The 12,216-nt window shown below is 63.7% G+C and carries 12 protein-coding genes; 9 read left to right on the top strand and 3 right to left on the bottom strand.

Features of this window, described 5'->3' with window-relative positions:
* Window positions 1-28 precede the first annotated feature (28 nt).
* The 8 genes from cycA (at window position 29) to ACIQUS_RS03240 (ending at window position 8,347) form a co-directional block, all read left to right on the top strand.
* Window positions 29-1,444 carry a D-serine/D-alanine/glycine transporter gene (gene cycA, locus ACIQUS_RS03275; RefSeq protein ID WP_403042787.1) on the top strand — a complete coding sequence of 472 codons (1,416 nt, stop codon included), beginning with the start codon at window positions 29-31 and terminating at the stop codon, window positions 1,442-1,444.
* Between the two features lie 204 nt (window positions 1,445-1,648).
* Complete coding sequence (gene urtA, locus ACIQUS_RS03270) at window positions 1,649-2,914, top strand: urea ABC transporter substrate-binding protein (protein ID WP_403042784.1); 1,266 nt, start codon at window positions 1,649-1,651, stop codon at window positions 2,912-2,914.
* A 103-nt stretch (window positions 2,915-3,017) separates the two neighbouring features.
* Window positions 3,018-4,517 (top strand): urea ABC transporter permease subunit UrtB, encoded by a 1,500-nt coding sequence (urtB, locus tag ACIQUS_RS03265; RefSeq protein ID WP_403042781.1) that lies wholly within the window; start codon window positions 3,018-3,020, stop codon window positions 4,515-4,517.
* Complete coding sequence (gene urtC / locus ACIQUS_RS03260) at window positions 4,517-5,596, top strand: urea ABC transporter permease subunit UrtC (protein ID WP_403042778.1); 1,080 nt, start codon at window positions 4,517-4,519, stop codon at window positions 5,594-5,596. Before urtB ends, urtC begins: the two co-directional genes overlap by 1 nt.
* 35 nt (window positions 5,597-5,631) lie before the next feature.
* Complete coding sequence (gene urtD / locus ACIQUS_RS03255) at window positions 5,632-6,453, top strand: urea ABC transporter ATP-binding protein UrtD (RefSeq protein ID WP_403043047.1); 822 nt, start codon at window positions 5,632-5,634, stop codon at window positions 6,451-6,453.
* Between the two features lie 100 nt (window positions 6,454-6,553).
* Window positions 6,554-7,252, top strand: coding sequence for an urea ABC transporter ATP-binding subunit UrtE (urtE, locus tag ACIQUS_RS03250; RefSeq protein WP_403042776.1), 699 nt, complete (start codon window positions 6,554-6,556; stop codon window positions 7,250-7,252).
* A gap of 36 nt (window positions 7,253-7,288) precedes the next feature.
* Window positions 7,289-7,819 (top strand): GNAT family N-acetyltransferase, encoded by a 531-nt coding sequence (locus ACIQUS_RS03245; RefSeq protein ID WP_403042774.1) that lies wholly within the window; start codon window positions 7,289-7,291, stop codon window positions 7,817-7,819.
* Window positions 7,820-7,825: 6 nt separating this feature from the next.
* Window positions 7,826-8,347, top strand: coding sequence for a GNAT family N-acetyltransferase (locus ACIQUS_RS03240; RefSeq protein WP_403042771.1), 522 nt, complete (start codon window positions 7,826-7,828; stop codon window positions 8,345-8,347).
* A gap of 69 nt (window positions 8,348-8,416) precedes the next feature.
* On the opposite strand, the gene ACIQUS_RS03235 is transcribed toward ACIQUS_RS03240, so the two are convergent.
* Both ACIQUS_RS03235 and cbpA read right to left on the bottom strand, forming a co-directional pair.
* On the bottom strand, window positions 8,417-8,722 hold the full coding sequence (locus tag ACIQUS_RS03235) for a chaperone modulator CbpM (RefSeq protein WP_403042768.1): 306 nt from the start codon (window positions 8,720-8,722) through the stop codon (window positions 8,417-8,419).
* 2 nt (window positions 8,723-8,724) lie between these two features.
* Window positions 8,725-9,672 carry a curved DNA-binding protein gene (cbpA, locus tag ACIQUS_RS03230; protein WP_403042764.1) on the bottom strand — a complete coding sequence of 316 codons (948 nt, stop codon included), beginning with the start codon at window positions 9,670-9,672 and terminating at the stop codon, window positions 8,725-8,727.
* 158 nt (window positions 9,673-9,830) lie between these two features.
* Between cbpA and ACIQUS_RS03225 the strand changes: the two genes are divergently transcribed.
* Window positions 9,831-11,096, top strand: a complete 1,266-nt coding sequence (locus ACIQUS_RS03225) for an Hsp70 family protein (protein WP_403042759.1) — start codon at window positions 9,831-9,833, stop codon at window positions 11,094-11,096.
* A gap of 79 nt (window positions 11,097-11,175) precedes the next feature.
* On the opposite strand, the gene ACIQUS_RS03220 is transcribed toward ACIQUS_RS03225, so the two are convergent.
* A complete protein-coding gene (locus ACIQUS_RS03220; RefSeq protein ID WP_403042757.1) occupies window positions 11,176-12,183 on the bottom strand; it encodes an AI-2E family transporter in 1,008 nt (335 codons plus the stop codon).
* Window positions 12,184-12,216 lie beyond the last annotated feature (33 nt).

The following is a 12,216-nucleotide window of genomic DNA, read 5'->3' as shown; positions in this document are numbered from 1 at the left end:
AGAATCGCCCCGTACGGAATGCCTGCCCATGACCGCGAACCTGTCGCCGCAACACCCCACGCCCGATGACCATGAACACCTGCAACGCAACCTGTCCAACCGCCACATCCAGCTGATCGCCATCGGCGGCGCCATCGGTACCGGGCTGTTCATGGGCTCGGGCAAGACCATCAGCCTGGCCGGTCCTTCGATCATCTTCGTTTACATGATCATCGGTTTCATGCTGTTCTTCGTCATGCGCGCCATGGGCGAATTGCTGCTGTCGAACCTGGAGTACAAGTCGTTCATCGATTTCTCCGCCGACCTGCTCGGCCCCTGGGCCGGTTACTTCACCGGCTGGACCTACTGGTTCTGCTGGATCATCACCGGCATTGCCGATGTCATCGCCATCTCCGCCTACTCGCAGTTCTGGTTCCCCGACCTGCCGCAGTGGGCGCCCGCGCTGGCCTGTGTCGGCCTGCTGCTGTCGCTGAACCTGATCACGGTGAAGCTGTTCGGCGAGATCGAGTTCTGGTTCGCGATGATCAAGATCGTCGCCATCCTCGCCCTGGTCGGCACCGGCCTGTACATGGCCCTGAGCGGTTTCGAGTCGCCGGCCGGACGTACCGCGAGCCTGGCCAACCTGTGGAATGACGACGGCATGTTCCCCCATGGCCTGATGGGCTTCTTCGCCGGGTTCCAGATCGCCGTGTTCGCCTTCGTCGGCATCGAGCTGGTGGGCACCACCGCCGCCGAAGCGAAGAACCCGGAGCGCACCCTGCCGCGGGCAATCAATTCGATCCCGGTGCGAATCATCGTGTTCTATGTGCTGGCGCTGATCACCATCATGGTGGTGACCCCCTGGCGCGACGTAGTACCGGGCAAGAGCCCGTTCGTCGAGCTGTTCGTACTGGCCGGCCTGCCGGCGGCGGCAAGCATCATTAACTTCGTGGTACTGACCTCGGCAGCGTCCTCGGCCAACAGCGGTGTGTTCTCCACCAGCCGCATGCTCTTCGGCCTGGCCCAGCAGGGCGATGCGCCACGCCGCTTCGAACACCTGTCCAGCCGCTCGGTGCCGGCCAACGGCCTGTACTTCTCCTGCACCTGCCTGCTGCTGGGTGCGGCGCTGATGTACGTGATCCCCGACCTGATCGAAGCCTTCACCCTGGTGACCACGGTGTCGGCGATCCTGTTCATGTTCGTCTGGACCCTGATCCTGCTGTCGTACCTGAGCTACCGCAAACAGCGCGCCGCCCTGCACCAGGCGTCGAAGTACAAGATGCCGGGTGGACGCTTCATGGCGGTGATGTGCCTGGCATTCTTCGCCTTCATCCTGGTGCTGCTGAGCCTGGAAAGCGACACCCGCCAGGCACTGGTCGTCACACCCTTGTGGTTTGTGCTGCTGGCGGTGACCTACCAGTTCGTGCGCCGCAATCGCCAGCAGGCGACCGCGCAACAAGCCTGACCCTTACCGGCTGCGCACCAGTACTGCGCAGCCGGCTGCACCGCTTCGCCCGTTCGGCGCCGTGGCGGTGCATGCTTTCCCTCCTGCCACGCCATAAAGCCCGTGCCAGAGCCTTTCGCAGGTCCGGCACAGGCCTTGCTAAAGCTCTCTCCCGAAGTCGCCATCTGCCTTAGCGCACATTCGAACTCAACGGAGAGAGCACATATGAAGCGTCGCAGTCTGATCAAGGCCTTCACCCTCAGCGCGTCCATCGCGGCGATGGGCCTGAGCTGGAGCATCCAGGCCGCCGAGACCATCAAGGTCGGCATCCTGCATTCGCTGTCCGGGACCATGGCGATTTCCGAGACCTCGCTCAAGGACATGGCCCTGATGACCATCGAGCAGATCAACGCCAAGGGCGGGGTCAACGGCAAGCTGCTGGAGCCGGTGGTGGTCGACCCGGCGTCGAACTGGCCGCTGTTCGCCGAAAAGGGCCGCCAGTTGCTGAGCCAGGACAAGGTCGCGGTCGTGTTCGGTTGTTGGACCTCGGTGTCGCGCAAGTCGGTGCTGCCGGTGTTCGAGGAGCTCAACGGCCTGCTGTTCTACCCGGTGCAGTATGAAGGCGAAGAAATGTCGCCCAACGTCTTCTACACCGGCGCCGCGCCGAACCAGCAGGCGCTCCCGGCGGTGGAATACCTGATGAGCGAAGAAGGCGGCGCGGCCAAGCGCTACTTCCTGCTCGGCACCGACTACGTCTACCCGCGCACCACCAACAAGATCCTGCGCGCCTTCCTGCACAGCAAGGGCGTGGCCGACAAGGACATCGAAGAGGTGTACACGCCGTTCGGCCACAGCGATTACCAGACCATCGTCGCCAACATCAAGAAATTCTCCGCCGGCGGCAAGACCGCAGTGATCTCCACGGTCAACGGCGACTCCAATGTGCCCTTCTACAAGGAACTGGCCAACCAGGGCCTGAAAGCCACCGACGTGCCGGTGGTGGCCTTCTCCGTGGGCGAGGAAGAACTGCGCGGGATCGATACCAAGCCATTGGTGGGTCACCTGGCGGCGTGGAACTACTTCGAGTCGGTGGATAACCCGGTCAACAGCCAGTTCGTCGCCGACTGGAAGGCCTACGCCAAGGCTAAAAACCTGCCGGGTGCCGATAAGGCGGTGACCAACGATCCGATGGAAGCCACCTACGTCGGTATCCACATGTGGGCCCAGGCGGTGGAAAAGGCCAAGTCCACCGATGTCGACAAGGTTCGCCAAGCCCTGGCCGGGCAGAGCTTCAAGGCGCCGTCGGGCTACACCCTGACCATGGACAAGACCAACCACCACCTGCACAAGCCGGTGATGATCGGCGAGATCCAGGACGACGGGCAGTTCAACGTGGTCTGGGAAACCGAGCAGCCGGTGCGGGCGCAGCCGTGGAGCCCGTTCATCCCGGGCAATGACAAGCGGCCGGACTATGCGGTGAAGGGTAATTGAGTTTATCGCGGGGCAAGCCCGCTCCCACCTGGGTTGTACAACCCCCTGTGGGAGCGGGCTTGCCCCGCGAAGAGCCCCCAAAGCACCCCACAAGGAAACCGCCATGCCCAAGGCCCTCCAGCGCCTCTTACTCGGCCTGTTCCTGCTGCTGCCCCTGGTCGCCCAGGCCAGCGACGCCGACTACTTCATTGCCGCCAAGGCCAACGACCAGGCCCGCCTGCTCCAGGACTGGGCGGCGCAACCCGACCCGGCCCGGCTGACGTTGCTGACCGCCCTGCAACAAGGCCGCATCGCCCCCGGCGACACCCGCAAGCTGCGCCTGAACAACCGTCTGCGCGGCCTGGTGGACAACGCCCTGGCCAGCCACCAACTGCTCCATGACGATGCACGCGTGCGCCTGGTCGCCGCGCAACAACTGCAAAAAAGTGCACAACCGGCCCAGGTCGCCTTCCTCGACCGGCGCTTTGCCAGCGAGTCCGATACGGCGGTCCAGGCCGCCCTCGGCCTGGCCCTGGCCAACCTGCAACTGGTCGACAGCGATCCTGCCGTGCGCCTGGCGGCGGTACGCCTGCTCGGTGAAACCGGCGATCCCATGGCCCGCACCCGCCTCGAGGCCCTGCTCGAACCTGGCGTTGAAAGCGATGCCAAGGTTCGCACCGCCGCCGAGACCAGCCTGGCCCAGGTCAAGCGCAAGCTGCTGTTCGGTGAACTGCTGGGCCAGGCCTTCAGCGGCTTGTCCCTGGGATCGATCCTGCTGCTGGCGGCCCTCGGCCTGGCAATCACTTTCGGCCTGCTCGGGGTGATCAACATGGCCCATGGCGAAATGCTGATGCTCGGTGCCTATGCCACTTACGTGGTGCAGGTCCTGATGCAACGCTATGCGCCAGAAGCCCTCGCGTTCTATCCACTGGTCGCCCTGCCGGTGGCCTTCGCCGTCAGCGCCGGGGTCGGCATGCTGCTGGAACGCACAGTCATCCGCCATTTGTACGGTCGCCCGCTGGAAACCCTGCTGGCCACCTGGGGCATCAGCCTGATCCTGATCCAGGCCATCCGTCTGCTGTTCGGCGCCCAGAACGTCGAAGTGGCCAACCCGGCGTGGCTGTCCGGCGGTGTCCAGGTGCTGCCCAACCTGGTTCTTCCCTACAGCCGCCTGGTGATCATCGGTTTTGCCCTGGCGGTGGTGCTGCTGACCTGGCTGCTGCTCAACCGCACACGCCTGGGCCTGAACGTGCGCGCCGTCACACAGAACCGCAACATGGCCGCCTGCTGCGGCGTGCCCACCGGGCGCGTGGACATGCTCGCCTTCGGCCTCGGCTCGGGCATCGCCGGCCTCGGTGGCGTGGCCCTGAGCCAGATCGGCAACGTCGGCCCGGACCTGGGCCAGAGCTACATCATCGACTCCTTCCTGGTGGTGGTGCTCGGCGGTGTCGGCCAGCTCGCCGGCAGCCTCTGGGCAGCCTTCGGCCTGGGGGTAGCCAACAAGCTGCTGGAGCCGCAGATCGGTGCGGTACTCGGCAAGATCCTTATCCTTGCGCTGATCATTCTGTTCATCCAGAAACGCCCGCAAGGCCTCTTCGCGCTCAAGGGACGGGTAATCGACTGATGAACCAGCCTCTGCTTGTAACCGCCAGCCACAAGGTCGGCCCGCGCTGGACGCTGGCCGTCGGCGCCGCCACCTTGCTGATTCTGCTGGCCCTGCCGCTGTTGTCGCTGTTGCCCGACGGCCACAGCCTCCAGGTCTCGGCCTACACTTTGACCCTGGTCGGCAAGATCCTCTGCTACGCCATCGTCGCCCTGGCCCTGGACCTGGTCTGGGGCTATGCCGGGCTGTTGTCGCTGGGCCATGGCCTGTTCTTCGCCCTGGGTGGCTATGCCATGGGCATGTACCTGATGCGCGAGGCAGCCGGTGACGGCCTGCCGGCGTTCATGACCTTCCTTTCCTGGAGCGAGCTGCCCTGGTACTGGAGCGGCACCCAGCACTTCGCCTGGGCCCTGTGCCTGGTGGTGCTGGCGCCGGGGTTACTGGCGCTGGTGTTCGGCTTCTTCGCCTTCCGCTCGCGGATCAAGGGCGTGTATTTCTCGATCATGACCCAGGCCCTGACCTTCGCCGGCATGCTCCTGTTCTTTCGCAACGAGACCGGTTTTGGCGGCAACAACGGCTTCACCAACTTTCGCAGCATCCTGGGCTTTGACATCACCGCACAGAGCACCCGGGCGGTGCTGTTCCTGCTCACCGTGTGCCTGCTGGTGGCCAGCCTGTACCTGGGCTGGCGCTTGGCCCGAAGTAAATTCGGCCGGGTCCTGACCGCGCTGCGCGATGCCGAGAACCGCCTGATGTTCTGCGGCTACGACCCCCGGGGGTTCAAGCTGTTCGTGTGGGTGCTCAGTGCCGTGCTCTGCGGCCTGGCCGGAGCGCTGTATGTACCCCAGGTAGGCATCATCAACCCCAGCGAAATGTCGCCGACCAACTCCATCGAAGCCGCCGTGTGGGTGGCCCTCGGCGGGCGCGGTACCCTGATCGGTCCGTTGCTCGGCGCAGGACTGGTCAACGGCATGAAGAGCTGGTTCACCGTGGCCTTCCCCGAGTACTGGCTGTTCTGCCTGGGGGCGCTGTTCATCCTGGTGACCTTGTACCTGCCCAGGGGCGTGGTCGGACTGCTGAAGAAAAGGGGCGAACAATGAGAGCCATACCACTGCCACCGGCGCATCCGGAATTCATGCTCGAACCCATCCTTGATAGCGGCAGCGGCCGCGATGCCATCGGCCTTGGCCAGGTACGCGGCGAGGGCCTGGATGTGCGTCATGGCACGGTGCTGACCCTGGAGGACATCCACGTCAGCTTCGACGGATTCAAGGCCCTGAACGCCTTGAACCTGTACATCGGTGTCGGCGAACTGCGCTGCATCATCGGCCCCAATGGCGCCGGCAAGACCACCCTGATGGACGTGATCACCGGCAAGACCCGCCCTACCGGCGGCAAGGCCTGGTTCGGCGACACCCTGGACCTGACCCGCATGAGCGAGGTGCAGATCGCCCAGGCCGGTATCGGTCGCAAGTTCCAGAAGCCCACGGTGTTCGAGGCCCTGAGCGTGTACGAGAACCTGGAGCTGGCGCAGAAGGCCGACAAGTCGGTGCTGGCCAGCCTGGTCGCGCGCTTGAGTGGCGAGCAGAAGGACCGCATCGATGAGGTCCTGCAGACCATTCGCCTAACCGCGTCGACCCAACGCCCGGCCGGCTTGCTGTCCCACGGCCAGAAGCAGTTCCTGGAGATCGGCATGCTGCTGATGCAGGACCCGCAATTGCTGCTGCTCGACGAACCGGTGGCCGGCATGACCGATGCCGAGACCGAATTCACCGCCGAACTGTTCAAGGGCCTGGCCGGCAAGCATTCGCTGATGGTGGTCGAGCACGACATGGGCTTTGTCGGCAGCATTGCCGACCACGTCACCGTGCTGCACCAGGGCAGTGTGCTGGCCGAGGGCTCGCTGGCGCAGGTGCAGGCCGATGACCGGGTGATCGAGGTTTATCTAGGGCGGTGACCTCATCGCCGGCTCCCACAAACCACCTGTCTGCACCAGCCCTGTGGGAGCTGGCGAAGCCAGCGATGAGGCCGGCACACACAACCAACGGACTGAAGACATGCTGAAAATCGATTCCCTGCACCAGTACTACGGCGGCAGCCACATCCTGCGCGGCTTGTCCTTCGAGGCCAGAATCGGCGAGGTGACCTGCCTGCTGGGCCGCAACGGCGTCGGCAAGACCACCCTGCTGCGCTGCCTGATGGGTCTTTTGCCCACCCGCGAAGGCAGCGTGCATTGGGAAGGCCAGCCGATCACCGCCCTCAAGCCGCACCAGCGGGTCCAGGCCGGCATCGCCTACGTGCCCCAGGGCCGGGAAATCTTCCCGCGCCTGAGCGTCGAGCAGAACCTGCTGATGGGCCTGTCACGCTTCCCGGCCAGCCAGGCAAACAGCGTCCCGCCGTTTATCTACGAGCTGTTCCCGGTACTGCTGCATATGAAACACCGACGCGGCGGCGACCTCTCCGGCGGCCAGCAGCAGCAACTGGCGATCGGTCGCGCCCTGGCCAGCCAGCCACGCTTGCTGATTCTCGATGAGCCGACCGAAGGCATCCAGCCATCGGTGATCAAGGAAATCGGCGCGGTGATCGGCAAACTGGCCGCCCGTGGCGACATGGCTATCCTGCTGGTCGAGCAGTTCTACGACTTTGCCGCGGAGCTTGCCGACCAGTACCTGGTGATGTCCCGCGGGGAAATCGTCCAGGCCGGCCGCGGCGAAAACATGGAGGCCGAGGGTGTGCGCGGCCTGGTAACCATTTAACCTGAAGACCACTTCGTAGCTGATCGAGAAGTAGCCATGACTTACCTGATTCGTGATGCCGTAACCGCCGATCTACCGGGCATCTGCGACATCTACAACGATGCGGTGCTCAACACCACGGCGATCTGGAATGAACAACCCGTTGATCTGGCCAATCGCCAGGCCTGGTTCGACGCCCGCCAGGCCCAGCGCTACCCGATCCTGGTGGCCGTGGACGCCGTCGCAGGTGACGTGCTCGGCTATGCTTCATTCGGCGACTGGCGCCCTTTCGAGGGTTTTCGCCATACCGTCGAACACTCGGTGTACATCCGCAGCGACCAGCGCGGCAACGGCCTGGGCCCTGCCTTGATGAGCGCCCTGATCGAACGCGCCCGCGCCTGCGATAAACATGTGATGGTCGCCGCCATCGAAAGTGGCAACGCCGCCTCGATCCGCCTGCACGAGCGTCTGGGCTTCACCCTCAACGGGCAGATGCCCCAGGTGGGCGTGAAATTCGGACGCTGGCTGGACCTGACCTTCATGCAGTTGATCCTCAATCCCGGCATGCCCCCACGATCCACGGAGTGAAGCCCGATGAATGCAGCGCAACTCAACCGCGTGACCCATGAAAGCTTTGCCCACTACCGCGACGGCCTGGTGACGTTGCTGCTCGATACCGTGCGCCACGGCGCCTCGGTCGGCTTTCTGGCGGATATCGACGCTCAGCAGGCCAACAGCTACTTCGACGAGGTGAAGCAGCGCCTGGCCCGTGGCGAGTTGCTGCTCTGGGTGGTAGGCAAGGACAAGGAGGTGTTGGGCAGTGTGCAGTTGGACCTGTGCCAGAAGCCCAATGGCCTGAACCGCGCCGAAGTGCAGAAGCTGCTGGTGCACAGTGAAGCCCGGCGGCGTGGGCTGGGCCAGCAGTTGATGAAGGTGCTGGAGAGCGCAGCACAGCAGAAGCAGCGCGGCCTGTTGTACCTGGATACCGAAGCCGGCTCGGCGGCCGAGGATTTCTACCGGTCACTGGGGTACAGCAAGGCGGGTGAATTACCACAGTATGCCTGTGGGCCGGACGGGACCTACCGGGCAACGGCCCTGTACTACAAGCTGTTGTAGGTTTCAGGGCCGCATCGCGGGGCAAGCCCGCTCCTACACTGTAGGAGCGGGCTTGCCCCGCGATGCTCTTCAACCCTGCAAAAACCTGCCCAGACGCTGCTTGAGCATCAGGTTCTCGCTGCGCAACTGCTGCACTTCATCCAGCAATTCCAGCGCCAGCGCCACCCCTTCCCACTCCAGTTCCAGATCGCGCTGCAGCTTGGCCGCGCGCTTGGCCAGCACCGGAGCCTGGTCGTCAAACAGCCACTCTTCCGGCGTTCGCCCGGAAGGTTCGACAATGCCGTGTTCGACGATTTCGATCACGTAGGCGGCCGGCAGATCGGCTTCCCGACAGAGGGTCTGCATGTCCAGTTGAACGACCAGGGTACTGCTCATGATCAGTTACTCCATTGTGTCCTCGGATTGAACGCCGCGTGCTGCGCCAGCTTGTTCCACAACTCCTTGGTGGCGTCGTCGTTGTGACTCGGCATGACCACCTTCAACTGCGCATAGAGGTCACCGCGCTGACCCTGCTTGTTGGCCAGGCCCATGCCCTTGACCCGCAGGCGCTGGCCACTCTGGCTGTCGGCACGGATGGTCAGGTTGATCTTGCCGGTGAGGGTCGGCACCGCCACCTTGGTACCCAGGGCAGCCTCCCAGGGCGCCAGCGGCACGGTAATGATCAGGTCATGACCTTCGACATCGAACAGCGGGTGCGGTGCCATGCGAATGGTCAGGAACAGGTCGCCGTTGGCGCCGCCGCCGATGCCCGGCGCACCCTGGCCCTTGAGGCGGATCTTCTCGCCATCGCTGACCCCGGCCGGGATCTTCACGTTCAGGGTTTTGGTGGTAAACCCGGTGCGCTGGCCGTGGGCGTTGTGCTGCGGTACCTGGAAGCTGATCTGCTTCGATTCGCTGGACAAGGTTTCTTCGAGGAAAATCGCCAGTTCCATTTCCACGTCCTGCCCTCGCCGACCGCTGCTGCGCTGCTGGCTGCGGCCAAATGGATTGCCGTTGCCACCGCGCGAGCCAAAGATCGAGCTGAAAAAGTCGGAGAAGTCGCCGCCCTCGAAGCCGCCTGAGCTGCGACTTTCCCAACCGGGCGGGCCCTGGAAGGGGCGACCGTGCTGGCCGTACTTGCGCAGTTCGTCGTATTCGGCGCGTTTTTCCGGGCTGCCCAGGGCCTCGTAGGCCTCGTTGGCCTCCTTGAATTTCTCCTCGGCGTCACGCTCTTTGCTGACGTCGGGGTGATACTTGCGCGCCAGCTTGCGATAGGCGGTCTTGATCGCCTTCTCGTCCGCCGTGGGCTCGACGCCAAGTATCTTGTAGTAGTCTTTGAAGTCCATCTAAGGAATCACCATCAATTGTTCGATGCTGCAGAAGATTGGGGTCAAGCATAGCCTTTCAAGGCGCCCTTGGGTTTGCTGCAAAGCAGATAATCGGTCTTGATTCTGCTGACGACTGGCATAAACTGCGCGGCCGTTTTTCCCCGGAAGTACATCCCATGAGTGACGCATCCCCGGCCCGTGCCTGCGGCATCGACTTCGGCACCTCCAACTCCACCGTCGGCTGGCATCGCCCGGGCGTGGAGTCGTTGATCGCCCTGGAAGACGGCAAGATCACCCTGCCGTCGGTGGTGTTCTTCAATATCGAGGAGCGCCGCCCGGTGTATGGCCGCCTTGCCCTGCACGAGTACCTGGAAGGTTACGAAGGCCGGCTGATGCGCTCGCTCAAGAGTCTGCTGGGCTCCAAGCTGATCAAGCACGACACCAGCGTGCTGGGCACCGCCCTGCCGTTCAAGGACCTGCTGGGCATGTTCATCGGCGAGCTGAAAAAGCGCGCCGAAGCCAACGCCGGTCGCGCCTTCGATGAAGTGGTGCTGGGCCGCCCGGTGCATTTCGTCGACGACGACCAGGCCGCCGACCAGGAAGCCGAAGACACCCTCGCAGAGGTGGCGAAGAAGATCGGCTTCAAGGACGTATCGTTCCAGTACGAACCGATTGCCGCAGCCTTCGACTACGAGTCGAACATCCAGGGCGAGGAACTGGTGCTGATCGTCGACATCGGCGGTGGTACCTCCGACTTCTCGCTGGTGCGCCTGGCACCGGAGCGGCACATGCTCGATGACCGCCACAGCGACATCCTCGCCACCGGCGGCGTGCACATCGGCGGTACCGATTTCGACAAACAGCTGAGCCTGCAGGGCGTGATGCCGCTGTTCGGCTATGGCAGCCGGATGAAAAGCGGCGCCTTCATGCCCACCAGCCACCACATGAACCTGGCCACCTGGCACACCATCAACTCGGTGTACTCGCAAAAATCCCAGCTGGCCCTGGGCAGCATGCGCTACGACATCGAAGACACCGATGGCATCGACCGCCTGTTCAAGCTGATCGAGCAGCGCGCCGGCCACTGGCTGGCGATGGAAGTGGAAGAAACCAAGATCGAACTGACCCACAACGACCGTCGCCTGGTCGACCTCAAGCGGGTCGAGTCGGGACTGAGCGTGGAGCTGACCCGGGCTTTGTTCGAAGAGTCGATCGACAACCTGCTCGAACGCGTGCGCGGCAGCGTCAGCGAGTTGCTGGCCAAGGCAGGCGTGGGAGTGGGGCAGGTCGACACGGTGTTCTTCACCGGCGGTTCGAGCGGCATTCCGGCATTGCGCCAGAGCGTGGCAGCGATGCTGCCCAATGCCCGGCATGTCGAGGGCAACATCTTTGGCAGCATTGGCAGCGGCCTGGCGATCGAGGCGCGCAAGCGTTACGGTTGATTCCCCTAATCGCTGGCTTTGCCAGCTCCCACAAGAGGTCCATCGATCCCTGTGGGAGCTGGCGAAGCCTGCGATAGCTTCACACCAATTCCGCCTGCCGAAGTTCGCTCTTCAAATAAGCGTAATAGATCGGCCCCGCCACCACCCCCGGCAAGCCGAACGCCGACTCGCACACCAGCATTGCCAGCAGCAGCTCCCAGGACTTGGCGCTGATCTGCCCGCCGACAATCCGCGCGTTGAGGAAGTACTCGACCTTGTGGATGACAATCAGATAACCCAACGCCGCCATGGCCACCCAGATCGACAGCGACAGGCCGACGATGGTGATCAGGGTGTTGGACATCAGGTTGCCGATCACCGGCAGCAGGCCAAGCAGGAAGGTCAGCACGATCAGGGTCTTGGTCAGCGGCAGGTGCACGCCGAAAAGCGGCAGCACCACGGCCAGGAAGATCCCGGTGAAGAAGGTGTTGAGCAGCGAGATCTTGATCTGCGCGAACACGATGTTGCGAAACGCCTGCACCAGCAGCGCCAGGCGGTTGAACAGCGCTGCCGCCAAAGGCTTGCGCCGGGAGATGTCGGGAATGCGCTGCAGGGCGACGATGGCGCCGAGGATCATGCCGATCAGCAGGGTGACGAACATGTGCGCCGCGCCCTTGCCCACCAGTTGCAACTCACCCAGGTGGGTCTTGAGCCATTCACCGATGGCCACCTTGAACTCGGCGGCGCTGGCCGGCAGGTAGGCATCGACGAACGGTGGCAACTGTCCGCGCGCCTGGTCCACCAGCAGCATGAACTTGTCCAGCGAGGCGCCGGGGTTCTCGGCCTCATGCAGCAGGAAGCTGATGGCACCGGCGAACAGCAAGGTCAGGGTGCTGACCACCAGGGTGCCGAGCAAGGCGACCGCCAGCCAGCGCGCACGCTCCCCGGCAATCAGGTGCTGCAGCTTGGGCGTGAGCATGTTGACCAGTTCGAACACCAGCAGGCCGGCCAACAGGCTAGGTAAGAGCTTGAGCGGCAATGCCAGCAGCAGGCCGGCGAACACGATGATCCAACTGGCCATTTTGATCTGGCGCGGAGTAAAGGTCATACAACCTCAAGGGTCGACTGCGGGAAAAAACGC

Source organism: Pseudomonas sp. NPDC090755, from assembly GCF_044769005.1.
Classification (GTDB): domain Bacteria; phylum Pseudomonadota; class Gammaproteobacteria; order Pseudomonadales; family Pseudomonadaceae; genus Aquipseudomonas.
Note: the sequence above shows the minus strand (reverse complement) of the source record. Positions and strands in the feature narration are given on the sequence as shown.